Source organism: Pelagibius marinus, from assembly GCF_014925385.1.
Taxonomy (GTDB): domain Bacteria; phylum Pseudomonadota; class Alphaproteobacteria; order Kiloniellales; family Kiloniellaceae; genus Pelagibius; species Pelagibius marinus.
Genome location: NZ_JACSDK010000013.1, coordinates 187,993 through 211,907, shown reverse-complemented (window position 1 = coordinate 211,907; position 23,915 = coordinate 187,993). Strand labels below are relative to the sequence as shown.

The window sequence follows — 23,915 nt, the reverse complement described above, 5'->3', positions numbered from 1 at the left end:
CCAAAATAATCAGGCGAGCGTGAGCCCATGCTTTGAAATGGGGAGGGAGTGGATCTCGATCCCCATTGCCCTTTCGAGGGCGTGCGTCAAGGCCGGGGCCGTCGCCGGCATGGCCGCCTCCCCCACTCCGCCGATCGGGTCACCGTTCGCGATGATGGTAACCTCGACGGGCGGCATCTGCGCCAACTCCAGCATTCTGTAGTCCGGAAAATTCTCCTGCGCGACGACGCCGTCCTCCACCGTGATCTCCCCGAAAATCGCCGCGGACAAGCCGGTGACGATCGCAGACTCCATCTGTGCGCGAACATTGTCCGGATTGACCACGACCCCGATATCGGCAACCGTCGTGATCCGCTCGATCCGAAATCTTGAGTCCGCGTCCTTCGAGATCTCGATCACATGCCCGACGATCGAGCTGAAGGACTCGTGAACCGCGACCCCTTGGTACCAGCCGGGCCGCGCCGTCCCCCAACCGGACTTCTCCACAAGGGTCTTGAGCACCGCGCGGTTCCGGTCGGACTTCATCAACCGCAGCCGAAGGTCGACCGGATCGGTTCCTCCCGCAGCGGCGAGTCGATTGACGAATGTCTCCATCATCCAGCCATTTGCAGAATGGCCGACCGACCGCCAGAAGCCGACGGGAATCGGCGTATTGCACATGCTGAAGACCGCATCGACATTTCCGCCCATGTCGTATTGACGGGCATAGGGCAAACCTGCAGGCGACGCGCCATCCGCCAATCCCTCGACATTGGTATGGTCGACATCGCCTTTGGCCAGGTTCGGGACCGAGCGCGCGAGTATCGAGGAACCTGCGACATGCACGCGGAAGCCGCTAACGTTACCATCGGCGTCGAGCGCCCCCTGCAAGCGCGCGACCGACCCCGGTCGATAGAAGTCCCGACGCATGTCCTCTTCCCGTCCCCAAAGCACCCTTACGGGACGGCTGACGGCTTTCGATACGAGGGCGGCATGGATCGGCAGGTCCAGTTCGAACCGGCGTCCGAGGCCGCAGCCAAGGAAGGTCGTATGGCAGACGACCTTTTCCGGCGGGAGGCCGGCGGCCTGGGCGACGAAACCCATCAGGCCCTGGGCCTGGGTAGGCGCCCAGACAGTCAACAGGTCCGGCGTGAAATGGGCCGTTGCGTTCATCGGCTCCATCGTCGCATGCGCCAGGTAGGGCACCTCTAGCGACAGGTCGACGGTCTTCGCCGCGGTCTCGAATGCCGCTGCGCTGTCACCCGACGATTCGACGGAGACACCCTTCCCGTCCGCGACGGCGCGTCGGAACGTCTCGAATGCTTGCGCCGTCGAATAAGCGCCCCCGTCCCCCGTGTCCCAATCTACCCGCAGGGCTTCCACGCCCTTGCGCGCCGGCCAATAGCCTTCGGCAACCACGTAGACGACATCGTCGAGCGCCACCACATCCGTCACGCCCTTGACAGCCAGGGCGGCACTGTCATCTACGGCCTTCACCTTGCCGGTGAATGACGGGGCGAAAAGCGGGACAGCCGTAAGCATCCCGTCGATCCGGACATCGATCCCATAGACCGCGGACCCATCGATCTTCAGGCGCGTATCCGCCCGCTTAATGGACTTTCCGATCACACGCCATTCCGACGGATCCTTGAGCAACACCTGCGCCGGCTCGTCGAGTTGCGCGGCCCGCTCCACCAACTCCGAATAGGCAAGGGTTTGACCATTGGCTGGATTAACGACCTTGCCCTTGCGTGCAGTGAGGGTTGCCGGATCCGCGCCCCAGGCCTCGCCCGCAGCCGCCTTCAGCATTTCCCGCGCCTTTGCGCCGACCTGACGGGCCGGTTCCCAGAAAGCGCGGATCGAGAAGCTCTCCGCCGTGGTCTGGAAGCCGTAGATGGGGTGCTTGAACGCCGCGGATGCGGTCGGGGAGTAGATTTCCACCTGCTCCCAATCGACTTCGAGCTCTTCCGCGATCAACTGGGCCATGGAGGTCCAAATGCCCTGCCCCATTTCCGACTGCGGTTGCGCGATCCGCACGCGCCCGTCCGCCTCGACGCTCAGCCACGCGCCGAGCGTCACCGATGACCGATTCAAGGCGGCGCGACCAGCACCAGGCAGCGAAAATCCGAGAACCAGTGCGCCGGCTGATGCCGCAGCGGACTTGAGCACCATCCGACGGGAAAGATCTGTGTTTGCATTCGACATCATCGCTTTCCCCCAGATCAAATCGACCGGACCGCCGCATGTATCGCGGCACGGACCCGATTGTAGGTTCCACAACGACAGATATTCGACATCGCTTCGTCTATATCGGCGTCGCTCGGGCTACGGCTCTCATTGATGAGGGCTGTCGCCGCCATGATCATGCCGGACTGACAGTAACCGCATTGTGGAACATCAAGGTCCAGCCAAGCTTGCTGAATCGGGTTGAGCGATTCTTCGGACAAAGTCTCGATCGTGCGGATATCCCATCCGGCGGCATCCGCCACCGAGACGGAGCAGGAGCGTATCGCTTCACCGTCGGCATGCACGGTGCAGGCCCCACAGGCCGCGATCCCGCATCCAAACTTCGTTCCCGTCAGACCCAGATTGTCCCGGATGGCCCACAGCAGCGGCGTGTCGCCGTCAATCTCCAACCTGTGCTCGGCACCATTCACCTTGATCGTCACGCTCATAACTTTCCTTCCCTTTTGCCAAAGCCCAAAAGCCAGTCGCTCTTCGAGGCGACCCTAGACCGTCCTGCCCCCATCGATTGGAAACTCGACCCCCGTGATAAACTCCGCCTCGTCGGATGCGAGGTAGAGCGCCGCTGACGCGACGTCGGACGGCTTGCACAGGCGCCCGAGCGGGATTGTCGAAATGAACTTCTGCCGGTTCTCCGGCGTATCGGGCACGCCCATCAGTTCCGCGAGGAGCGGTGTGTCGCCGGCAACGGGGCAGAGGGAGTTGACCCGGATCTTCCAAGGGGCCAGCTCGGCCGCGAGCGACTTGGACATCAGGTTCACGGCGCCCTTCGACGCGTTGTACCAGGTGAGCCCCGGCCTGGGCCGAATACCCGCCGTCGAGCCGACATTCAGGATCACGCCACCCCCGGCATCGCGCATCACCGGAACGGCCGCCTGAATGAAAAGGTAGATGGACTTGACGTTCACCCGGAACACCCGGTCGAACGCGGCCTCATCGGTTTCGAGCAGAGGCTGGTTGAGATGCGTGGTGCCGGCGTTGTTCACGAGAACCGTGGGCGCGCCGAACGTCTCCACTGTCTCGGCGACGATCCTCCGGACATCTGCGGCGGAGCCGACGTCCCCCTCGACCGCGTGGGCCGCATCGCCGATCTCGGTCGCGACCCGCGCCGCCGCATCGCCGCGCAGATCCGCGACGACGACTTTGGCGCCATGCACGGCGAAAAGATGGGATGTCGCCTCGCCGAAGCCGCTACCGCCACCGGTGACGATTGCGATCTTGCCCGCAAGGCGGCCAGCGGTGGATTTGGCCGTTGGTGTTTCCAGAGCACACATGTCTTATTCCCAAAATTCAGGTTAAAGGTTGGTCGCTTCAGCCATCCGTATCGATTCGTCGACCCGCGGTTCCACTAGCTCAGATAGAGAGATTGAAGGCGATCCTCGTCGATCTCGTCGGGCGGCGCGTGCAGGACGCTATGCCCTCGGGAAAGGACGTAGACGTCGTCTGCTATCTCCATCAGCCGAGGGACGGTCTGCTCCGCCACGACCACTGTCATTCCGAGGTCCTGGTGGAGGCGTTCCACGATCTCAAACACGGACTGCACCATGACCGGGGAAAGCCCCAGACTGGGTTCGTCCAGCATCAGAAGCCTGGGCTGGATCATCAGGGCCATCCCAATGACCAGCATCTGCAGTTGCCCGCCGGAAAGTACCCCAGCCGGCCTGGCGTAGAATTCCTCCAAGATCGGAAAATAGGTGAGGACGAGTTGAAGCCTATCTTCCGCCCCTTTGGAATGACGGAACGATGCGGCCTTCAAGTTCTCTCCGACTGACAGGTTCCTGAAACACTGCCGCCCGTCCTGAACCAGGGCGATCCCGGAACGCGTGATCGCGGCGGGATGCTTGCCGTTCAGCAGCACGCCATCGAAGACGGCCTTCCCGCTCGCGATCTCGCCCTGTTCGAAGGGGAGCATTCCGGCAATCGCCTTCAGCAGCGTCGACTTGCCGGCACCGTTGGGGCCGAGCAACGCGACGATGCGACCTTCCCCGACCTCGAAATCGATACCCTCCAGGGCGGCGATCACCGAGTCGTATCGGACGCTCAATCCACTGACATCGAGCATGACGGAATGCTCCCCTCCCTGTTTGCTACTCTGCGTCAATCCATTCCCCGACAGCGGTATAGCTTCCGCCCTTGATTTCCGAGATCCGTGCCTGGGTCGGGCCCTGGTGGTTAGCGTAATTGACCACCGGCGTGATGCCCCCCGTGTCGAGCGAGGGGAGGTTCTCCATCTCGTCACGAACGGAATTGCGGAAGGCGACCAGATCGTCCGGAACGCCGCCCGCCTTCTTCACCGCGTTGCGGATGGCTGTCGACATGGCGATGCCCTGGTACCAGCCCTTCATGTAATAGGTATCGCGCTTCTCGATGGTGTTGCTCTCCCCGTACTTGTTGATGTCCTTCATCGCCGGAATGTCCGATCCAAAATCGGCATAGAGCTGAATCGACCTGAAGCCTTCGGCGGAAGCACCGAGCTGTTCCGGGATCGCCGGAGAAATGTTGTACATGTTCCCCATGAACAGGCTCGCCGGGAGGCCGACCTTCGCCGCATCGCGAAGAACCACCAGCATCTGCGGCGTCGAGGCCTGGACGAACACTAAGTCCGGATCGATGTTCTTCACGCGAAGGATCTGCCCGGTGAGGTCCTGGGTATCGAAGGGAAACTCGATCTGGTCGACCAGTTCGAGGCCCATTTCCTCGATTGCACCCGACTTGCGGACCACTTCCACCGGGGCACGGCCGTATTCGTTATTCGCGTGCATGATGACCACGCGCTTCCCGCCGGCCTTGGCCGCGGACCGCAGGCCGATCAGGATCTGTTGCTCGTAGGTCGGCCCCGCCATGAAGATGTACGGAAACTTCTTGGGGTCGAGGACTTCGCTGGAATGCGAGTCGGTCATGAACGGCACGGCATCGCTCTGGATCTGATCCCGCAGCGATTTGACTGCGCCAGTCGACCACCCGTTGATGAAGACAGCGTTTTCTTCCGACACGCAGCGTCGATAGTTCTTCTGTTCCTCGTCAAGCTTGTAGCGGCCGTCCAGAAGCACCGTGTGGACCTTGTGGCCCTCGATACCGCCTTCCGCCTCGTTCAGGTATTCGAAGTAATCACGGGCGCCGTAGGACATCCCGTTCACGAGCGCGTCCGGTCCGGTGATCGTCCCCCAGATGCAGACGTTGATATCCGCCGATACGGCATTTGACGGGCTGGCGAGCAGCGCGCCGAACGCGGCGATGACAAGTGACTTTCTCATGGCATTCTCCTCCTATTGTGTAGTGCAGCTGTCATACGTCCTCTCACAGCCGGGCTTGGGTCATTTCCAAGTCGGAGGCTGAGGATCTCTTGTTGTTGGACAGCGGGCCGGACGTGCGGCGCAGCCGCCGAACGGCGCGGCTTGCCAGGGAATTGAGGCCCCGCGGCTCATGGATCAGGAACAGGATGATCAGGAGCCCGAAGACCATTTCTCGAAGCGCCGCGGTTTGAGTGGCCGCGCCGAAGGTTTCGCCGATGCGTTGCGCCACCTCCGGGAGCAGGACGACAAACCCCGCCCCGATTACCGCACCCGGCAGGGAACCCAGCCCGCCGACGATGATCATTGCGACATAGTCGACGGAGAGAGCGATCTCGAAGGCTTCGGGCGCGGCGATCCGGCTCGTAAAGGCCAGAAGCCCCCCTGACATGCCGGCAAGGAAGCCGGATATGGCGAATGCCCACAGCTTTGTGCGCGCCACATTGACACCCATCCCCCGCGCGACGATCTCGCTATCCCTGATCAGGATGAAGCGTCTGCCAAGATCGGTCCGCAACAGGCGCGAGACCGCAATCAAGGACATCACCAGCAAGCCAACCGCTATTGCGGCATAGCCACGGTCGTTCGACAGGTCCAAGCCGAAGAAGGGAGCAGGCTGGATGAGCAATCCGGAGACGCCATGCGTCCAAGGTTCGATCAGTCTGAACAGATATTCCAGGATGAACTGCGCGGCGAGTGTGGATATGGCGAAGTAGAGACCGCGAAGACGCAGGGCGGGCAGCCCGATCATGACACTGACGAATGCCGTTACGATCCCGGCACCGACAAGCGCGACGACCATGTCCTGACCGGCGTTGCCGATGTTACCGGCGGCGTAGGCGCCTACGCCCAGCAAGCCGCCATGACAGAACGAAATCTGGCCGCAATACCCGATCAAGAGATTGAGGGCCAGCGCGCCGATCGAGGCGATGGCAACAACGTATACGATATAGGCGCCGTAACGCCCAAGCCCCGGCAGGACCACCATGACCGCCAACGCGACAGTGATGAGAATTATGATTTGACGCAGTGACATGTCTATACCCGCTCCGATTCCTTTGTCCCGAAGATTCCCTGCGGCCGTACGAGTAGTACGAGCACCAACAGGGCGTATGGAATGACCTGTTGCAGGGTCCCGACCGAGTAGATGTCGGTGTGCTCGCGAAGAAAGCGCTCGATCGCGGGAGTAAGCACTCCGTCCGTCACGGCTTGGAGAATGCCGAGAACAAGTCCCGCAACGACCGCGCCCGGCAGGCTTGTCATTCCACCCAAAACGATGACCGGGAAAGCGACGAGACCGATATTCGACAGACCGAGAGAAAGACCGTTCAGGGAGGCGAGCAGCGCACCGCCGAGGCCGGCCAACATGGCTGACGCCGTCCACGCGATGGTCACCTGATTGCTGACATGGATCCCGACGGCGAGCGCGGCGCGCGTATTGTCTGCCGTACAGCGCTGCATCAGCCCAATCGGCGTGTAGTGGTAAAAGGCGAGGAAACCCGCACAGAGGATGGCTGACAGCAAGAATGCGGCAATGTAGTTGTAGGTCATGAAGATCCCGCTGAGCTCGATCGCCCCGATCGGGAACAACGCGGGAAATCCGATCTGATCGGGTCCCCAGATCAAGAGACAGACGGCGCGGAACGTGATCAGGATTCCGAGTGTCGCCATCATGACGGCAACGACAGGCGCCTTCAGCATAGGGCGAAGAACGAGGATCTGGGTTAGCGCACCGAGCCCGCCCATTACGGCGATTGCGAGGACCAAGGCAATCACCGACGGCAGCCCGACAGAGGTCAGTCCATATGTGATGAAAGCCCCGAGCATGGCGTAGCCGCCTTGCGCGAAGTTTACTACGCCGGAGCATTTGTAGATCAGAACGATGCCCAAAGCGATGAGTGCATAGACACTACCGATAGCGATACCGGCGACAGCGAGTTGCAAGACGAACATCGCTAATCTCCCAGATATACCCGACGGACTTCGGCGTCGGATTGCGCTGCCTCACCCGAGCCGTCAAAGATCTTGCAGCCCTCCGCCATCACGACGACGCGGTCGCAGGTGCTCATGACCACGTCCATCTTGTGCTCGACCATGACGACTGCGCAGCCGAGCAGATCCCGGACCTGCTTGACGAAGCCGGCGAGCGCGAAAGCCTCGGCAGGCGCAACACCGGCAACGGGTTCATCCAAGAGAAGAAGGTCCGGTTCGCTTGCGAGTGCGCGCGCGATATCGACCGCCTTTCGGTGGCCATAGGAGAGCATCTGGAGGGGACTGTGACGGTGGTCGGCCAGGCCCAGCGGCTCCAGCAATCGTTCCGTCAGTGCCTCATCGTCGGCGCGGCTCCCGCAAAGGAATTCACGCAGGCCCCGCGAATGGCCGTGCACAGACCGGCCGACCTTTACGACATCCAGCACAGTCAGATCGTTAAGGGAAGCGACATTCTGAAACGTTCTGCCCACCCCGATCCGCGCGAGGCGGCTCGGCGAGTGACCAACGATATCCTCGTCGCGCCAGCTGATTGTCCCTTGCGTCGGGACATACGTGCCGGAGACCGCGTTTATGAAAGTGGTCTTTCCGGCACCGTTCGGGCCAATGAGCCCGACGATCTCGCCGGCATGAACGTCGATGCTCATGCCGCCGACAGCAACAACGCCGCCAAACCGGACCGTCACATCACGGGCCTTCAACATGGCACTTTTCCTTCCCTTTTCGATCTACGCGCCGGTTTGCCCCGCATCGCCGAGCCCCCTTTTGTCCGTTTGTTCGTACAAATTCAAATTTGACCGACTCCCTTTTTGGCTAGTTCCGTGTTTCACGGCTTGTCAGACCAGATTGGGGAGATAGGGCGGCGACCTAAGGGGAAGGCTGCCTGACTCCTTCCCCTCCAGTAACGTCCCCCTTAGCGCTGGCTCACAAACTTCGTCTTCTGATACGGCTCGAGGATCGACTGCCCCCCCTCCGTACCATATCCGCTCTCCTTCCAGCCGCCGAGCGGCACCTCCGGGATATGCGTGGGAATATCGTTGATGCCGACGGTTCCGACCTGGAGCGCGTCGGACAGCCGGCGCTGTCGGGAAGCGTCATTCGTGAAGAGATAACCGGACAGACCGTATTCGAGCCCGTTTGCCTGGCGCAGCATCTCGTCCTCGTCATCGAAGCGGATGACGGGCGCAAGCGGCCCAAAGGGTTCCTCGTTCAGGATCTTGGCGTCGTTCGGAACGTTTGCCAGAACCGTCGGCGCGTAGAAGTTCCCGCTGTTCCCGACACGGTGCCCACCGGTCAGAATGTCGGCGCCCCTGGCGCGGGCATCCTCAACGAGTCCGGATATCGCCTGGAGCCGCTTCTCGCTGGCAAGCGGGCCCATTTGGGTCTCCGCGAGCGCGCCGTCGCCCACGCGAATTTCCTTGGCCCTGGCGACGAACCGGTCGAGGAAGCGATCGTGAACCTCGTCTTCGACAAAGAAGCGCGTCGGGCAAATGCAAATCTGTCCTGCGTTGAAGAATTTTTTCGGGACGAGATAGTCGGCCAAAGCCTCCGGATCCGTGTCCTTGCAGACGATCACCGGCGCGTGTCCGCCGAGTTCCATGGTCACCGGCTTCATGACTTTTCCGGCTTCCGCGGCGAGGAGCTTCCCGACGGGAATGGAGCCCGTGAAGGTGATCTTCGAAATCTGAGGCGACGGTATCATATAGGACGAGACTTCCGACGGGACGCCGAAGACGACACCGACAGTGGCGGGAGTGACGCCGGCTTCAAGGAGTGCCTGAACCAATCCGAGAACGGAGGCCGGCGTCTCCTCCGCGGGCTTGCAGATGATCGAACAACCGGCACCCAAGGCACCAGCGAACTTCTTCGCAGCGAGGGCCATGGGAAAGTTCCAGGGTGTGAATGCGGCAACGACACCAATCGGATGCCGTTCGATCACGATGCGGTTCCCTATATCGCGACCGATCAGGCCGTCCGCGGTTATCCGACGCGCCTGCTCACCGCCCCATTCCATGAAGTCGGCGGAGCGGTCCACTTCTGCAATTGCCTCCCGCAAGGGCTTGCCCTGCTCATGCGTCATGGCAAGACCGAGGTCTTCCTTGCGCGAACGAAGAATATCAGCTGACTTCTTGAGGATCGCCCCTCGCTGCCACGGGGTGACCGAGCGCCACTCCGTCAAGCCGCGCAAGGCTGTATTCATTGCATCGTCCAGATCATCGGTCGTCGCATGGGTGACGCGCCCAATCGCCTCACCAGTCGCGGGATTCAGGACATCTTGCCAATGTCCGGCCCCACCAACTCGCTCTTCCCCGTCGATCAGCAGCTTATAGTCCTGCATCGTAGTACGTTCCCTTGTCCTGCAATTCACCAGCCGTTCACCGGCCGGCATCAGACGCTTAGAGCGGAAGCCTTTCCATTGAGCCGGTCCGGGTCGAGCACCTTGCCCAGGTGTTCGTCGAAAGCGGCCGCGTCCATCAGGCCGCTTTGCTCCACCACCTCTCGGATAGGCCTGCCGGACACCGTCGCATCACGGATAAGCCTCGCCGCCACGTCGTATCCGAGCACCGGCGCCAAAACAGTTCCAAGAACGGGGGACGTCTCGAGCGACAGCCTGAGTCGGTCGCGATCGGCTTGCAGCCCTTCAATGCACCCCGTCGCGAGGACACATTGCGCATCAGCCAAAAGCCGAATGGAATTGATCGTCTCGTTCAGAATGAGCGGCTTGCATGTATTGAGCTGCAAAGTTCCGGCCCCACTTGCCGCGACAACCGCCGCAGAGTTACCAATCACCCGGAAACAGGCCTGAATGACAGCCTCGCATACTGTCGCATTCCGCTTTGAAGGCATGGCGGAGGACGACAAGCCCTCATCGGGCAGGAGGATCGACGGAGGCCCAGCGAGACTGGAGGTCAGCAACCGAATGTCGTTGCATGTCTTCAGAATCGCGGTGGCCAGCATGTTCAGGGCGCCGCACAACCCTGCAAACGCATCGTGTGCCGCCATTTGCTGCGACGGAACCGCGCTGGGACAAAGCGGCACTCCGGCAAAGCTGGAAAGGTCTTCGCAAACGATCTGAGCGAACTGCGGCGATCCATTCACGCCGCTTCCGCTGGCCGTCCCCCCTTGCGGCAATTCGCGGAGGCTTAGGGCGTGAAACTCAATCGCGTCCCAAGCCGCTTTGATCTGAAGTTCCCATGTCTGAAACTCGTTCCCAAGTGTGATCGGCAGCGCATCCTGGAGATGTGTCATGCCGAGCTTGATATGGTCGCGAAACTCCGTCGACCGTGTGGAGAGGGCTGAAACGAGCCTCTTTGTCGCTGGCGCGAGCATACCGAAGACAGCGCGGAGAGCGCAAAGATGCATGATTGTTGGGAAGGTATCGTTGGAAGACTGTCCGAGGTTGACGTGATCGTTTGGATGAACAGGCGCGCGCTTCCCGATTGGCTGGCCGAGATACTCGTTCGCGCGATTGGCGATCACCTCATTGGCGTTCATATTCGTCTGGGTACCTGAACCGGTCTGCCAGATCGGTAATGGAAACTGGTCGTCGAACCGCCCATCCCTCACCTCTTCGGAAGCCGAGATTATCGCCGTCGCGATATGCTCCGGTAATTTGCCAAGCACGCAGTTGGCGCGCGCTGCTGCTGCTTTCTGGGCACCAAAGCAATGAATTACATCAACCGGCAGATACTCGTCCCCGATAGCAAACAATGCGCGCGACCGTTCAGTCTGCGGCCCCCAGTAGGAGCCGGCTGGAATCTCAATCTCGCCGTATGCGTCCGTTTCGGTCCGAACTTCCATCGTAAGCACCCGTTGAATTCGCAACCTCGTTTTGTCCTATTGTTCGGACAAAGTCAATAGTTACTTGCCCCCGGGTTTGATACCACTCGTTAGTTCAGACTGCTGTGGCCTGGCCGTAAGCGACAATCTGGCCGGAGTTCTTGGGCTTCGGAGGGCAGATCGACCACACTAGGCGACATCGTTTGCGGTGCTGGCAGTCGGTATCTGCGACGGACATCGGGGCCTTTGCTCAGGAAACAAGACAACGCTGAAGCCGGCAGTGGCCAGATCGCCAAGTGCGCCGGTGCGAAGCAATGGTGCAGCGTTTGCGATGGAGTGTGGCGCTACTTCCGCACCGGGTCAAACACGGAAATCGGGACTTGAGCAGGAGTGGCCCGCTTGTTGGCCGAAAGCGGACCAACCGCTGCCTACCAGCCGAATTTGAGCCTCGGCCCTGTTCGTTTACGGTCGCAGCCGCGTCTCCGGCGCACGGATTATGCGTTAATTCCGATAATCCAGATTTATTGACTCTAGCGCATATTGTCTGTTTATGCGTCAATTCCGATATTGACAATTTATCGGATCTGGGTCATAACCCGCTCCATGACAGAGCTTGCCCGCACACCACGACAAATCGGCAACCTGGTGCGCCGCGCCCGCAAGCGGCGCGGCTGGAGCCAGACGCAGCTCGGCGAAAAAACCGGCCTGCGCCAAGAGACGATTTCCCTCATCGAGACAGGCAATCCAGCGACCAGGCTGGATACCATTCTCACGGTCCTGGCAGCGTTGGACCTTGAATTCCGGCTTGCCGCTCGATCGAAGGGCCAACCCTCGGATATCGAGACGCTGTTCTGATGGCCCGCCGCCGCCAGCACACTCCGCTGCTCCTCTATCTGAACAACCGCCTCGTCGGTCAACTGGCAAAGGAGCCGAGCGGCGCGATCGATTTTCGCTATAACGCCAGCTGGCTGAACTGGGAGCAGGCAATTCCGGTCTCCCTCTCCCTGCCGCTGAGGGAAGATCCCTATCGGGGCGAGCCGGTCGCGGCCGTGTTCGAGAACCTGCTCCCGGACTCCGAGCCCCTGCGTCGACGCGTCGCCGAAAAAGTCGGCTCCCGCGGTACTGACGCGTATAGCCTCCTTGCCGCGATCGGCCGCGACTGCGTGGGCGCTCTGCAGTTCGTCGCTGATGGAACAGGCGAAGGAATCGACAGCACCGAGATTGAAGGCGAGCCCGTCGATGAGGTCGCCATCGAGAAGGTGCTACGCAATCTGGCCCAGGCGCCGCTCGGTCTGGACCGGGACGACGACTTCCGTATCTCGGTCGCCGGCGCCCAGGAAAAGACAGCGCTGCTCCGCTATGAGGGACAGTGGCTCAAGCCGCGCGGCACGACGCCGACAACGCATCTTTTCAAGACTCAGATTGGCCAACTGCCGAATGGGATCGACCTCTCCAACAGTGTCGAGAACGAATACTACTGTCTGAAGCTTTTCGAAGCGTTCGAGCTTCCGGTCAACAAGGCCGAGATCCAAACGTTCGGCGAGACGACGGCGCTGGTCATCGAACGATTCGACCGCCGCTGGACCCGAGACGGCCGCCTCCTGCGGGTGCCGCAGGAAGACTGCTGTCAGGCGCTTTCCATCCCGCCTTCACGCAAGTATCAAAGCGACGAGGGACCCGGCATAGTCGACATCTTGAACCTGCTCAAGGGCAGCGACACGCCGGCGGAAGATCAGAAGCTGGTTCTGAAAACACAAATCCTCTTCTGGCTGATTGGAGCTACGGACGGCCACGCCAAGAACTTCAGTATCTTTCTTCGCCCCGGCGGTAGCTATTCTCTAACACCGCTCTACGACATCCTCAGCGCACAGCCGAGCCTTGATGCCGGCCAGATCGAGCGCAAACAGATGAAGCTTGCGATGTCGGTCGGCGACAACAACCGCTACCGCATCGACCAGATCCACAGCCGCCACTTCATCCAGACCGCAGAGCGTGCCGGCCTGCCCAAAGCCATCGTCCGCGAGGCCATCGAAGAAGTTCGGGCACAGACGGACGACGCCATCACCCAAATGGAAGCGGCGTTGCCGCCTGGCTTCCCCGAATACATCCACGAGTCGGTCAGCGCCGGCCTGCGCACAAGGTTGCCGAGTCTGGCATTACCGCAGGCCGCAGCCAAATAGAACTGTCCGCTCGTTCGCCTGCGCGCGAACCGGCGCCCTCGCGACCTCCCAACCCGCCTTACGGTCGCCCGACGTCGCACTCCGACCATCTCGGTGTCGTCAGCCGAGCCGCTGTCATTGCACAAGTCGCTGCACACGCCGTGCACACGGCATGGTCTAAGTGGCTGAAATGTAGCGCATACCCCGCAAGTCCATCATCGGCGCGACGGAGAGCTTGCGGGAAAGGCCGGTCATGCCCTCTATCTACACTGCCGGGCCGCCTGGGGCCATACCCCCGGCTTGCGGCCGGGACAGACGCGACCCCACCGCTTTCCCCGTTCCAGCGAATGGGCGCCGTCGTTGCCCCTTAGCGGAAGCGGAGATTTGCCGGTCCCAGCTGATCCACGGAAGTCACGCCCATGAGTTTCATGCCGCGTTCGATCTCCGCCCGCATCAGGCCCAGCGCGCGTTCCACGCCCGCCTGTCCGGCCGCCGCCAGCGGATAGAGGTAAAACCGGCCTCCACCCACGGCCTTTGCCCCCAGCGAAAGCGCCTTCAGAACGTGGGTGCCGCGTTGAATGCCGCTGTCCATGATCACATCGACCTTGTCGCCCACGCCATCCACCACCTCCTTCAGCTGGTCGAAAGGCGCGCGCGATCCGTCGAGCTGCCGGCCGCCGTGGTTGGAAAGCACGATGCCGGTGCAGCCGATCTCGGCCGCCCGCTTCGCGTCCTCGACCGTCATGATGCCCTTGAGGCAGAACTGGCCGCCCCACTCGGCCACCATTTCGGCGACGTCGTCCCAGTTCATCGCAGGGTCGAGCATCTCGGTGAAGTAGCCGCCGATCGAACTTGCACCCCCGCTCATATCGACGAACTCCTCGAGCTGCGGCAGGCGGAAGCGTTCGTGGGTGACGTAGTTGATCCCCCACATCGGCTTGATCGCGAACTGGATCATGCCGCCCAGCGTCAGACGGAAGGGGATCGAGAAACCGGTCCGCAGATCGCGCTCGCGGTTGCCGCCGGTGATCGAATCCACTGTCAGCATCATGACCTCGACTCCGGCCTCCTTGGCGCGCTGCATCATCGCCCGGTTGAGCCCACGGTCGCGATGGAAATAGAACTGATAGACCTGCGGATTCTTGTGCTTCTGCCGCAGCTCCTCCAGGCTGACCGTGCCGAGCGACGAGACACCGAACAGGGTCCCGTATTTCTCCGCCGCGGCCGCCACGGCGCGCTCACCGCGATGGTGGAACAGCCGCTGCAGCGCCGTCGGCGAGCAGTAGATCGGCATGTCCAGTTTCTGGCCCATGACGGTCACCGACATGTCCACCTCGGAAACGCCTTTCAGCACCGAAGGCAGCAGGTCACAGCGTTCGAAGGCGCGGGTGTTCTCGCGTTGCGTGACCTCGTCGTCGGCGCCGCCGTCGATGTAGTTGAAGATCGGCCCCGGCAGTCGCTTGCGCGCCAGCTCGCGAAAGTCATGGTAGTTGTGACACTGCTTCAAGCGCATGACCAAGCCTCCCTAGTAAGCGACCGATGGCAACCAGGTTGCCAGCGCCGGCCAGAGAAAGACCAGCGCAAGGCCCAGAAGCTGCAGAAGGACAAAGGGAACGATGCCGCGATAAATGTCCGCCAGCCTGATCTCCGGTGGGCAGACGCCCTTGAGGTAGAATAGCGCAAATCCGACCGGCGGTGTCAGGAAGGACGTCTGCAGGGTAACCGCGACGAGGATAACGAACCAGATCAGCGTTGGTTCGTCCAGCGTGCCGAAGCCGGGCACGGCGACTCCCAACCCGTCGACAATGGGTCGCATGAGCGGCAGGACGATCAGCGTGATCTCGATCCAGTCCAGCACGAAGCCCAGGAGGAATACGATGAACAGGATCATCATGATCGTCCCGGTCGCGCCCAGGCTGGTGCCGAGGATCATCTCTTCGATCAGTTCATCGCCGCCCAGTTCGCGCAAGACATAGGAAAAGACCGTCGCGCCGAGGAAGATCGCGAAGATATAGGCGGTCGTGTTGAAGGTCGCCTTCAGTACCTTCACCAGCTTGGCGAGAGTCAGCCGCCTGTAGAACAGTGCCAGCATCGTCGCCCCGAAGGCGCCCACGCCCGAAGCCTCGGTGGGGGTCGTCAGGCCCGCGAAGATCGAGCCCAGAACAGCGAGGATCAGCCCCAGCGTCGGCAGCACGGCGATCAGCACGTCGCGGACGGCGGCCCAGTCGGGAGCGCTGGCGCCCTCGGGCGTCGGCGCCGCGTCGCGCTTGACCAGCGCGATGATAAAGATGAACAGCATGTAGAGCATGCCGATGATCACCCCGGGGAACACGGCGGCCATGAACAGATCGCCCACCGACAGGGCCATCTGGTCGGCCATGATGACCAGCATGATCGACGGCGGGATCAGGATGCCCAGGGTGCCGGAGGCCGAGACCACGCCGGCCGCCAGGCTGGGGGCATAGTTCTGTTTCATCATCGACGGCAACGACAGGACGCCCAGCAGCACCACCGAGGCGCCGATGATCCCCGTTGAGGCGGCGAGAATGATCCCGATCACGGTCACGGTGATGGCGAGCCCCCCGCGCACGGTACCGAAGAGACGCTGCATCGAGGACATCAACCGTTCGGCCACACCGGATTCGTCCAGCATCAGACCCATGAAGATGAACATGGGCAGCGCCACCAGAACGGCATTCGACATGGTGGCATAGATCCGGTTCACCACCGCACCCAAGGTCAGATAGTCGAGCCCGGTCAGTGTCTCTTCCAGGCCGGTCCAGTTCATGAGACCGTTGTCGTAGAGGTAGGCCAGGCCGCAAAAGGCGATGCCGGTGCCGGCCAGCGCCCAGGCCACCGGGAAGCCGGTGAACAGGGTCGCGATGAAGGTCAGGAACATCGCGATGACCAGCTTTTCCTCCGTCGTCTCGACCAGCAGGGCCAGGAGGACGGCGACACAGGCGAAACCGGCAGCCGCCAGCAGCACCGGCATGAGCCCTTTGCCTTCCCGCTCCTGTTCGGGGTTGGCGATGAGCGCATGGATGTCGTGGATCAACCGGGCAGAGGCCGCAATGGCCAGCAGGACGAAGCTGGCCGGAATGACGCCTTTCAGTATCCAGCGGGCCGGCAGACCTGTGGGACTGTCGGAGCGTTCGTTGACCCGCAGGCTTTCGGCGAAATAGTCGTATCCCTGATCGACCATCAGGTAGATGAACGGGGCGAGCAGTGCCAGGATCCCGATCACCTCGACGATCCGCTGCGCGCGGCGGCTGAGCAGCATATGCAGCAGGTCCACCCGCACATGGCTGTCGTTGACCAGCGCATAGGAGATGCCCACCATCGTGACCAGCCCGTAGAAATGCCACTGGATTTCGTCGAGCTTCGGGTAGTTCTGGTTCAGGAAGTACCGCAGGGCGACCTGCGCGACGATGGCCGCGATCAGCAGGACGTTGACCCACATGACCGCACTGCCTATGGCCTTCACACCGCGGTCCAACGCAACGGCAAGCGGCTGCCTGTCGCGGTCGCGATGCTCCTGGATCTCCTCGTAGGTCTGGACAGGGTCCTGCGGCGGCAAAGTCTCGTCGGCCATCGCATCCTCCTTGGCGCAAGCGTTCACGCACCTATCGGCGCCGCCGCGATGCGCCCATTTTCGTCCGCGTTAAGGTGAAGGGGCGCCGGGCGGGGCCCCGCCTCGGGTCGGACCGGCGCAGGCCAGGCGGCCTGCGCCGGGTGGCCCCTACTGGCGCGGCAGGAAGGCGTTGGCCTTCCAGATCGCGTAGCCGTCGCGGAACTGGTTCATGTCCGCCAGAACCTTGGCGAAGAAGGCGTCATTCGCCGCTTCTTCCTTGGCGACCTCCTGCCAGGCTGCCCGGTACAGGTCGAGCATCTCCTTGCTCCAGGTCTTGATCGTCACGCCGTTGTTTTCGACGTTGTCGTTCATGGCGGCATATTGAACCGCTTCACCCTCGGCATAGCTGTCGGCCATCGAGGCTTTGCAGGCGTTCTCGATGATCGCCTTGTGCTGGTCCGAGGTTTCTTTCCAGACATCCTTGTTGATCAGCAGTTCGAACACGGTCGCCTGCTGGTGCCAGCCGGGAAAATAGTTGAACTTGACCAGCTTGTGGAAGCCGAGACGCGCATCAACCGCGGGCATCGAGAACTCGGTCGCGTCGATCGCGCCCTTTTCCAGCGCCGGGAAGATCTCGCCGCCGGGCAAAAGCGACGTGGCGACGCCGAGTTTCTGCATCACCTTGCCGCCCAGTCCGAAGAACCGCATCTTCAGGCCCTTCAGGTCTTCAGGGCCGTTGATCTCCTTCGCAAACCAGCCCGAGGTCTCCGGCGCGATGATGGCGCAGGGAGTGACTTTCACGTTGAAGCCGGCCTGGTCGTACATCTCCTGATAAAGGTCCAGGCCGTTGCCGTAGTAGAGCCAGGCCATGTATTCGCCGGCCTCCGGCCCGAAAGGCACGGCGGAGAACAGCGATGCGGCCGGGATCTTGCCGGCCCAGTACCCGGCGGTGGTGTAGCCCGAGTTGATCTTGCCGGATGAGACTGCGTCCAGGATCTCGAAGGGCGGAACCAGCTTGCCGGGTTCGTAAACCTTCATCTTCAGCTTGCCGCCGGACATCAGATCCAGCTGCTCGGCCACGCGGGGGATCGGCGAGCCGAGGCCAGGCAGCGCGGTGGAAAAGGCGATCGGGGTCTTCAGCAGCAGCTTCTCGGCCGCCGATGCCGCCGGCGCGGCAAGTACCGACGCAGCGACGGTTATGGAAATCAGAATTTTTTTCATTGAACTCCTCCTCTGTTTGAACATCGGCCATCTGCAGGCGGCCTTAGGCGTCAGAGCATAGGTAAATATTATTTACCACTATGCTCAGTCAACAATTTAATTTACCTCTTATGATTTCGTTCTTTGCCGCGAGTCGGCACGCAGAGACGAGGGTGGTGAGTGGAGCCGCGCGGAGGAGCACGCGATCGAGCGGTGGAGCGTCAAGCATTTCCGGTTAAAATCAGGGAATTAGCCTCACCGCTATCGAGCGATAGGTGGACGGACGGCGCCCTTGAAATCCGCAGCCGACTGGTAAATATTGTGAACAACAAGTTCCCTGATGAGGGTGACCAGGCATGGAACCAGCAACCCCCTTCGAGCGCGTTGGCCACGAGACGATCGCCGAAGTGGTCGTCGAACAGCTCGAATCAATGATCGTCGACGGCATCCTGAAGGAAGGGCGGAAGCTCCCTTCCGAACGGGAATTGGCCGAGATGATGGGGGTGTCACGCCCGAAGCTGCGTGACGCGCTGCAAGTACTCGAAGACCGCAATCTCGTGGTGGTGCGGCACGGCGAAGGCACCTTCATCGCGCCGCTTACGGGCCGGGCGATGTCACCCGCCCTGCTGTCGCTCTATGCCCGGCACGGCGAAGCCTTTTACGACTACCTCGAGTACCGGAGCGAGCAGGAGGCCTTTGCGGCGCGCCTGGCCGCCGAGCGCGCAACCACGTCGGACAAGGAACGTCTCGCCGAGATCATCGGCGATATGAAGGAATGCTGGGAGAAAGGCGACGAAGAAGGGGCGCGTCACGCCGACTTCCGCCTTCATGCGGCAGTCGTCGATGCCAGCCACAACGTCACGCTTATTCACATGATGGCATCGATCTATGACTTGACCCGGCAAGGCCTCTTCTACAATCGCGACCTGCTGCGCTCCATGGACGGCTCTGGCAAGGCATTGCTGGATCAACACGAGGCCATCGCAAAGGCGATTATCGAAGGCGATCCGCAGCGCGCCGCGCAGGCCGCCAGAGCTCATCTGGATTTCGTGGAGAAATCGATCCGCAAGGGCGAAGAACAGCAGAGGCGCGAGCTCTCGGCCCGCAAACGCAGGCAACTGGCGCTCTAGCCTTCCATTTGGCCGCCGAAGCGCCCGGGCCACCCTCAGCCTTGGTTAAGGCCCAGTTCGCGCTGCAGCTTCTTGGTGAGCCCCAGGGAAACCAGGCGGTGGGATTCCTTGAGGTAGTCCCGCAGGGCCTCGTCATCGAGGCCCGGGGTGTCGTAGTGCTGGATCCACTTCATGCCGCGCGAGGCGAGATAGGGCGCGGGGCGGAGGCCCGGCTGCTCCTTCAGGACGTCGTAGGACAGCGGCGAGACCTTGAAGGTGAAGCGCGGCTGGCCGTCCTCGCCGTCCCAACCGCCGATGGCGAAGACCTTGCCGCCCACCTTCCAGACGTCCGAGCCGCCCCACTGCACCACGTGGGTGGTGGCCGGCAGGGCGGCGCAGAAGGCGTTGAACTCCTCGTAGGTCATGGGCAGAAGGATAGGCGCAGCCGCCCGTGGCTGTCGACCGCGCCTAGAGATGGATCTTGAAGGCCGCCCGCAGCACCGCGTCGGTCGCCGGGTCGATGAAGGGCGCCTGGGATTCCGCGAGCAGACGATTCTTGCGTGCCGTCGCCTGCTCAATCAGGTCCGGCCTGCCGGCCTCGGCCCAGCCCTTGGGGCTGCTGCGGTCTGCCACCGCCGGATAGACGTACTCCGTCTGCATCAGGCCCAGGGTCTGGGCGTGGCCCAGGTAGTGGCCCGGCCCGCTCAGGCAGACCTCGCGCATGGCCTCCAGGCTGACGGCATCTTCGCTCACCTCGATGCCGCGCACGCAGCGCAGGACCTGGCCCAGCATGTCGTCGCCCAGCACCAGGGACTCCAGGCAGAAGCCCAGCAGCGAGGCATGCATGCCGACCGCCTCGTAGACCATGTTGAGCCCACTCAGTCCCGCCATGACGTTGGAGATGGCCTGCTCCCAGCCGGCCTGCATGTCCGGCAGCTTGGCATCCGCCATGCCGGCAGCGGCGCCGCCGGGCAGGCCGTAGAAGTGGTGCATCTGGGCGCAGCCGGCGGTGAGCAGAGCCTGCTCGCCCGAGCCGCCGGACATGGCGCCGGTCCTCAGGTCCGAGACGAAAGGCCAGGTGCCGAAGATCGCCGGATGCCCCGGCGCGACGGCGTTCACGTAGACCACGCCTGCCAGGCACTCCGCCACCGCCTGAACGATGGCGGTGGCCAGCGGCGCCGGGGCGGTGGCGCCCGCCTGCCCGGCCGAGAGCAGCAGCACCGGCATGCCGCCGCGGATACAGGCCTCCATGGCGATGCAGCTCTCCGTGGCGAACTTCATCGGCGGCACCACGAAGCAGTTGGAGTTGGAGACGAAGGGCCGCGCCCGCCAGGCCGCCTCGCCGCCGGCGAGCAGGTGCAGGAAGTCGAAGCCGCCGGCGACATGGGTGGGATCGGAAAAGCTGGTGCCCACGTGCTTCGCCGTGCCGGCGCAGCAGGCATAGAGCGTGTTGATGTCCAGCTCGAAGTTGTCGGCGATGTCGCGGCAGACCATCGCGCGCTGGAAGAAATGGACGTTGTCGAGGGCCTGGGTGAGGCGCGCGGCGTCGTAGAGGTCCTGCACCGTGGAGTCACGGTACTCGCGCCGTTCCACGTCGACCACGTGGACCGCCGCCCCGGCGGTGCCGAAGTGCACGCGGCTGCCGGAAAGCTCCAGGTCGTGGGCCGGGTCGCGGCCGTGCAGGGTGATGTTGCGCGCGGCCAGGGCCAGCATGTCCTCGACGAGGGCGCGGGAAAAGCGCAGGCGCCCGTCGTCGCCTTCGACGGCCCCCGCCGCGGTCATGGCCTCGACGCCGGAACGCGGCGCATCGGCCAGCCCGATGGTCTCCAGGGCATCCAGGGCCGCCGCGTGGATGCGCTGCACGCCCTCCTCTGTCAGCGGCCTGTACTGGCCGCCGGTCAAGCCGGCGCGCACCGGGCGCAGGTCCTGCGCCAGGGGCGCGGCGCGCAGCGCCTGGCGCGCCGCCCGCCCGCCGCTCCGGCGGCTTCGTTTTTCCGGGGAGCTCTGTTCGGCAGCGGTCACGACTTCAGCCTTTCGTTGCGGGGGTCCCACAGCGGGCCCTCGGGCTGGACGACGGCGGCGCAGCGCTCGCCGAAGATCTCCACTTCCAGACGCGTTCCCGCCGCCGCCAAGTCGCTGCGCAGGACTCCCAGGGCGACGGACCTGCCGACGCGGTGGCCCCAGGCGCCGGAAGTGGTCTCGCCGACCACGCTGTCGCCCTGCCACAGGGTCGACATGTAGGGCGCGTCGCAGTCGCCCGCCTCGACGACGAGAGTGACGAAACGCTTTGTGGGCCCCTTCCCGCGCTCCGCCAGCAGGGCCGCCTTGCCGACGAAGTCCGGCTTGTCCCACCGGATGAAGCGCTCGAGCCCGGCCTGCAGCATCGTGTAGTCGGTGGAGAGGTCGCCCTTCCAGGCGCGGTAGCCCTTCTCGATGCGCAGGCTGTCGAGGGCGAACATGCCGAAGGGCTTCAGACCGAGCGGCTGCCCCGCTTCGGTGACCGCCGCGTGGACGTCGGGCAGGTCATCGACGGCGGCATGCACTTCCCAGCCCAGTTCACCGGCGAAGGAAACGCGGATGAGGTCCACGGATTTCCCGGCGATCTGCGCCGTCTGGTGAGTCAGCCAGGGACGCGAGAGATCGGCCTCGCAGACCGCTGCCAGGATTTCCCGGGACTGCGGTCCGCTGAGGATCAGCGTCGAAGTGCCTTCGGTCTCGTCGGTCAGGGAGAGCCCCGCCGGCAACCGACCTTTCAGCAGCTCGTAATCGTGTGCCTGGGCCGCGGCGGCGGTGATGAGAGTCATCAGGGTCTCCGAATGCCGCGCCACCGACATCTCGGTGACGATACGCCCGCCCCGGTCGGCGAAGTAGGCGAGACCGATGCGGCACGGCGGCGGCACCGCGCCGGTGATCTGCTGCGACAGCCACTCGGCCGCGCCGGCGCCTTCAAGATTGAAGCGGGAGAAGCCCGGCAGGTCGAGCAGCCCCACCCCGTCGCGCACCGCCAGGCATTCCTCGCGCACCGCGGCGAACCAGGCGCCCTCGCGCCGGAAAGTCTGCGTGGCTTCCTCGCTGGTGTCGTCACCGGGCCGCGCGAACCAGTCGGCGCGCTCCCAGCCGTTGTAGGCGCCGAACTGGGCACCCGCCGCCTTCAGGCGCTCGTGGATCGGCGAGAGCTTCTTATCGCGCCCCGCCGGCCAGGCATGGTGCGGGAAGTGGATGGCGTATTCGTGGCCGTAGACCTCCATGCCCTTGGCGATGCAGTAGTCGCGGTCGCAGAAGGCGGTGAAGCGGCGCGGGTCGCAGGACCACATGTCCCATTCGGTCTCGCCCTCGGTGACCCACTCGGCCAGCACCTTGCCGGCGCCGCCGCCCTGGCAGATGCCGAAGGTGAAGACACAGGCCTCGAAGGCGTTGGGCACGCCGGGCATGGGCCCGATCAGGGGATTGCCGTCCGGCGTATAGGGGATCGGGCCGTTGATAATCTTGGAGAGGCCCGCCTCGGCAAGGACCGGCACCCGCTCCATGGCGTCGGCGACGTACCACTCCAGGCGGTCGAGGTCGTCGGGGAAGAGCTGGAAGGAGAAGTCCTCCGGCATGGGGTCGTCGGGCGCGATCCAGTGGGCCCGGCAGTTGCGCTCGTAGGGGCCGAGGTTCATGCCGTCCTTTTCCTGGCGCAGATAGTAGGAGCTGTCGACGTCGCGAAGAAGAGGGAGTTTGCGGCCGGTCTCCGCCGACCAGGCCGCCAGCTCCGGGATAGCGTCGAACAGCAGGTACTGGTGGCTCATCACCATCATCGGCACGTCGCGCCCGAACCACTTGCCGACCTCGCGCGCGTAGTAGCCGGCGGCATTGACCACGATCTCGCAGTGGATCTCGCCCTTGGGCGTGGAGACCACCCAGTCGTCCTTGTCGCGGCGCACGCCGGTCGCCGGGCAGAAGCGCGCGATGGTGGCCCCCAGATCGCGGGCGCCTTTCGCAAGTGCTTGCGTCAACTGCGCCGGGTCGATGTCGCCGTCGTAGGGATCGTAGAGCGCGCCGGCCAACTCGTGGGTCTCGGCGAAGGGATAGCGCCCGCGGATCTCCTCCGGCGTCAGGATGTCGAGCTCCATGCCCTGGTAGCGGCCCATGCCGACCACCCGCTTGAACTCCCGCAGGCGCTCAGGCGTGTGGCCGAGGCGGAGCGAGCCGGTGACGTGGTAGTTCATCGGATAGTCCACGGCCTCGGCGAGGCTGCGGTAGAGCTCGGCCGAATAGCGCTGCATGTTCATGATCGACCAGGAGGACGAGAAGGTCGGCACGTTGCCCGCCGCGTGCCAGGTCGACCCGGCGGTCAGCTCGTTCTTCTCCAGGAGGATGCAGTCGGTCCAGCCGGCTCTCGCCAGATGGTAGAGCGCCGACACACCGACCACCCCACCGCCGATGATCACCACCCGGGCCTGGGCCGGAAGGCCGCTCTTGGTCTCGTTCACGCTTCCCCCGCTCGCTTTGGGACCTGCCGATTTCGGCAGTATCCGGCGGCTTCGCGGCGGCTTCAATTGATTCGACGACGGTTTATTGATCGAGAAATTCGATTAGACTGGCCGATAATCCC

19 protein-coding genes are annotated in these 23,915 nt (G+C 63.1%); 3 read left to right on the top strand and 16 right to left on the bottom strand.

What is annotated here, in order from left to right; all coding sequences use genetic code 11:
* Positions 1-9 precede the first annotated feature (9 nt).
* The 10 genes from H7X47_RS15755 to H7X47_RS15710 all read right to left on the bottom strand — a co-directional run bounded on the left by H7X47_RS15755 (position 10) and on the right by H7X47_RS15710 (position 11,303).
* On the bottom strand, positions 10-2,187 hold the full coding sequence (locus H7X47_RS15755) for a xanthine dehydrogenase family protein molybdopterin-binding subunit (protein ID WP_193369666.1): 2,178 nt from the start codon (positions 2,185-2,187) through the stop codon (positions 10-12).
* A 14-nt stretch (positions 2,188-2,201) separates the two neighbouring features.
* Complete coding sequence (locus tag H7X47_RS15750) at positions 2,202-2,654, bottom strand: (2Fe-2S)-binding protein (protein WP_193369665.1); 453 nt, start codon at positions 2,652-2,654, stop codon at positions 2,202-2,204.
* A 54-nt stretch (positions 2,655-2,708) separates the two neighbouring features.
* Positions 2,709-3,497 carry an SDR family oxidoreductase gene (locus tag H7X47_RS15745; RefSeq protein ID WP_193369664.1) on the bottom strand — a complete coding sequence of 263 codons (789 nt, stop codon included), beginning with the start codon at positions 3,495-3,497 and terminating at the stop codon, positions 2,709-2,711.
* A 74-nt stretch (positions 3,498-3,571) separates the two neighbouring features.
* Positions 3,572-4,285 carry an ABC transporter ATP-binding protein gene (locus H7X47_RS15740; RefSeq protein WP_193369663.1) on the bottom strand — a complete coding sequence of 238 codons (714 nt, stop codon included), beginning with the start codon at positions 4,283-4,285 and terminating at the stop codon, positions 3,572-3,574.
* Positions 4,286-4,310: 25 nt separating this feature from the next.
* Positions 4,311-5,477, bottom strand: a complete 1,167-nt coding sequence (locus H7X47_RS15735) for an ABC transporter substrate-binding protein (protein ID WP_193369662.1) — start codon at positions 5,475-5,477, stop codon at positions 4,311-4,313.
* A 43-nt stretch (positions 5,478-5,520) separates the two neighbouring features.
* Positions 5,521-6,549, bottom strand: a complete 1,029-nt coding sequence (locus tag H7X47_RS15730; RefSeq protein ID WP_193369661.1) for a branched-chain amino acid ABC transporter permease — start codon at positions 6,547-6,549, stop codon at positions 5,521-5,523.
* A 2-nt stretch (positions 6,550-6,551) separates the two neighbouring features.
* Positions 6,552-7,466, bottom strand: coding sequence for a branched-chain amino acid ABC transporter permease (locus H7X47_RS15725; protein ID WP_193369660.1), 915 nt, complete (start codon positions 7,464-7,466; stop codon positions 6,552-6,554).
* A 2-nt stretch (positions 7,467-7,468) separates the two neighbouring features.
* Positions 7,469-8,206: an ABC transporter ATP-binding protein gene (locus H7X47_RS15720; RefSeq protein ID WP_227010529.1), complete on the bottom strand. Its 738-nt coding sequence runs from the start codon at positions 8,204-8,206 to the stop codon at positions 7,469-7,471.
* A gap of 209 nt (positions 8,207-8,415) precedes the next feature.
* Positions 8,416-9,840, bottom strand: a complete 1,425-nt coding sequence (locus tag H7X47_RS15715) for an NAD-dependent succinate-semialdehyde dehydrogenase (protein WP_193369659.1) — start codon at positions 9,838-9,840, stop codon at positions 8,416-8,418.
* 50 nt (positions 9,841-9,890) lie between these two features.
* Complete coding sequence (locus H7X47_RS15710; RefSeq protein WP_193369658.1) at positions 9,891-11,303, bottom strand: lyase family protein; 1,413 nt, start codon at positions 11,301-11,303, stop codon at positions 9,891-9,893.
* Between the two features lie 582 nt (positions 11,304-11,885).
* Between H7X47_RS15710 and H7X47_RS15705 the strand changes: the two genes are divergently transcribed.
* Together H7X47_RS15705 and H7X47_RS15700 are read left to right on the top strand one after the other, a co-directional pair.
* Positions 11,886-12,137 carry a helix-turn-helix domain-containing protein gene (locus H7X47_RS15705; RefSeq protein WP_193369657.1) on the top strand — a complete coding sequence of 84 codons (252 nt, stop codon included), beginning with the start codon at positions 11,886-11,888 and terminating at the stop codon, positions 12,135-12,137.
* Positions 12,137-13,462, top strand: coding sequence for a type II toxin-antitoxin system HipA family toxin (locus H7X47_RS15700; RefSeq protein ID WP_193369656.1), 1,326 nt, complete (start codon positions 12,137-12,139; stop codon positions 13,460-13,462). Before H7X47_RS15705 ends, H7X47_RS15700 begins: the two co-directional genes overlap by 1 nt.
* A 346-nt stretch (positions 13,463-13,808) precedes the next feature.
* Here H7X47_RS15700 and H7X47_RS15695 read toward each other — a convergent pair whose 3' ends face one another.
* The 3 genes from H7X47_RS15695 to H7X47_RS15685 form a co-directional block, all read right to left on the bottom strand.
* Positions 13,809-14,954: an alpha-hydroxy acid oxidase gene (locus H7X47_RS15695; protein ID WP_193369655.1), complete on the bottom strand. Its 1,146-nt coding sequence runs from the start codon at positions 14,952-14,954 to the stop codon at positions 13,809-13,811.
* 12 nt (positions 14,955-14,966) lie between these two features.
* Positions 14,967-17,033: a TRAP transporter large permease subunit gene (locus H7X47_RS15690; RefSeq protein WP_193369654.1), complete on the bottom strand. Its 2,067-nt coding sequence runs from the start codon at positions 17,031-17,033 to the stop codon at positions 14,967-14,969.
* A 147-nt stretch (positions 17,034-17,180) separates the two neighbouring features.
* Positions 17,181-18,233 carry a TRAP transporter substrate-binding protein gene (locus H7X47_RS15685; RefSeq protein WP_193369653.1) on the bottom strand — a complete coding sequence of 351 codons (1,053 nt, stop codon included), beginning with the start codon at positions 18,231-18,233 and terminating at the stop codon, positions 17,181-17,183.
* A gap of 335 nt (positions 18,234-18,568) precedes the next feature.
* Between H7X47_RS15685 and H7X47_RS15680 the strand changes: the two genes are divergently transcribed.
* Positions 18,569-19,342, top strand: coding sequence for a FadR/GntR family transcriptional regulator (locus H7X47_RS15680; protein ID WP_193369652.1), 774 nt, complete (start codon positions 18,569-18,571; stop codon positions 19,340-19,342).
* Between the two features lie 35 nt (positions 19,343-19,377).
* Here H7X47_RS15680 and H7X47_RS15675 read toward each other — a convergent pair whose 3' ends face one another.
* The 3 genes from H7X47_RS15675 to H7X47_RS15665 are packed head-to-tail and all read right to left on the bottom strand — an operon-like array spanning position 19,378 to position 23,793.
* Positions 19,378-19,746, bottom strand: coding sequence for an MmcQ/YjbR family DNA-binding protein (locus tag H7X47_RS15675; RefSeq protein ID WP_193369651.1), 369 nt, complete (start codon positions 19,744-19,746; stop codon positions 19,378-19,380).
* A 43-nt stretch (positions 19,747-19,789) separates the two neighbouring features.
* Positions 19,790-21,343 carry a trimethylamine methyltransferase family protein gene (locus H7X47_RS15670; RefSeq protein ID WP_193369650.1) on the bottom strand — a complete coding sequence of 518 codons (1,554 nt, stop codon included), beginning with the start codon at positions 21,341-21,343 and terminating at the stop codon, positions 19,790-19,792.
* Positions 21,340-23,793: a GcvT family protein gene (locus H7X47_RS15665; protein WP_193369649.1), complete on the bottom strand. Its 2,454-nt coding sequence runs from the start codon at positions 23,791-23,793 to the stop codon at positions 21,340-21,342. The genes H7X47_RS15670 and H7X47_RS15665 overlap by 4 nt, the downstream gene beginning before the upstream one ends.
* Between the last annotated feature and the right edge of the window lie 122 nt (positions 23,794-23,915).

Bases quoted from the DNA above. Each gene is read 5' to 3' on its own strand.
- H7X47_RS15755 (WP_193369666.1), bottom strand. From the start codon at position 2,187: ATGATGTCGAATGCAAACACAGATCTTTCCCGTCGGATGGTGCTCAAG.
- H7X47_RS15750 (WP_193369665.1), bottom strand. From the start codon at position 2,654: ATGAGCGTGACGATCAAGGTGAATGGTGCCGAGCACAGGTTGGAGATT.
- H7X47_RS15745 (WP_193369664.1), bottom strand. From the start codon at position 3,497: ATGTGTGCTCTGGAAACACCAACGGCCAAATCCACCGCTGGCCGCCTT.
- H7X47_RS15740 (WP_193369663.1), bottom strand. From the start codon at position 4,285: ATGCTCGATGTCAGTGGATTGAGCGTCCGATACGACTCGGTGATCGCC.
- H7X47_RS15735 (WP_193369662.1), bottom strand. From the start codon at position 5,477: ATGAGAAAGTCACTTGTCATCGCCGCGTTCGGCGCGCTGCTCGCCAGC.
- H7X47_RS15730 (WP_193369661.1), bottom strand. From the start codon at position 6,549: ATGTCACTGCGTCAAATCATAATTCTCATCACTGTCGCGTTGGCGGTC.
- H7X47_RS15725 (WP_193369660.1), bottom strand. From the start codon at position 7,466: ATGTTCGTCTTGCAACTCGCTGTCGCCGGTATCGCTATCGGTAGTGTC.
- H7X47_RS15720 (WP_227010529.1), bottom strand. From the start codon at position 8,206: ATGTTGAAGGCCCGTGATGTGACGGTCCGGTTTGGCGGCGTTGTTGCT.
- H7X47_RS15715 (WP_193369659.1), bottom strand. From the start codon at position 9,840: ATGCAGGACTATAAGCTGCTGATCGACGGGGAAGAGCGAGTTGGTGGG.
- H7X47_RS15710 (WP_193369658.1), bottom strand. From the start codon at position 11,303: ATGGAAGTTCGGACCGAAACGGACGCATACGGCGAGATTGAGATTCCA.
- H7X47_RS15705 (WP_193369657.1), top strand. From the start codon at position 11,886: ATGACAGAGCTTGCCCGCACACCACGACAAATCGGCAACCTGGTGCGC.
- H7X47_RS15700 (WP_193369656.1), top strand. From the start codon at position 12,137: ATGGCCCGCCGCCGCCAGCACACTCCGCTGCTCCTCTATCTGAACAAC.
- H7X47_RS15695 (WP_193369655.1), bottom strand. From the start codon at position 14,954: ATGCGCTTGAAGCAGTGTCACAACTACCATGACTTTCGCGAGCTGGCG.
- H7X47_RS15690 (WP_193369654.1), bottom strand. From the start codon at position 17,033: ATGGCCGACGAGACTTTGCCGCCGCAGGACCCTGTCCAGACCTACGAG.
- H7X47_RS15685 (WP_193369653.1), bottom strand. From the start codon at position 18,233: ATGAAAAAAATTCTGATTTCCATAACCGTCGCTGCGTCGGTACTTGCC.
- H7X47_RS15680 (WP_193369652.1), top strand. From the start codon at position 18,569: ATGGAACCAGCAACCCCCTTCGAGCGCGTTGGCCACGAGACGATCGCC.
- H7X47_RS15675 (WP_193369651.1), bottom strand. From the start codon at position 19,746: ATGACCTACGAGGAGTTCAACGCCTTCTGCGCCGCCCTGCCGGCCACC.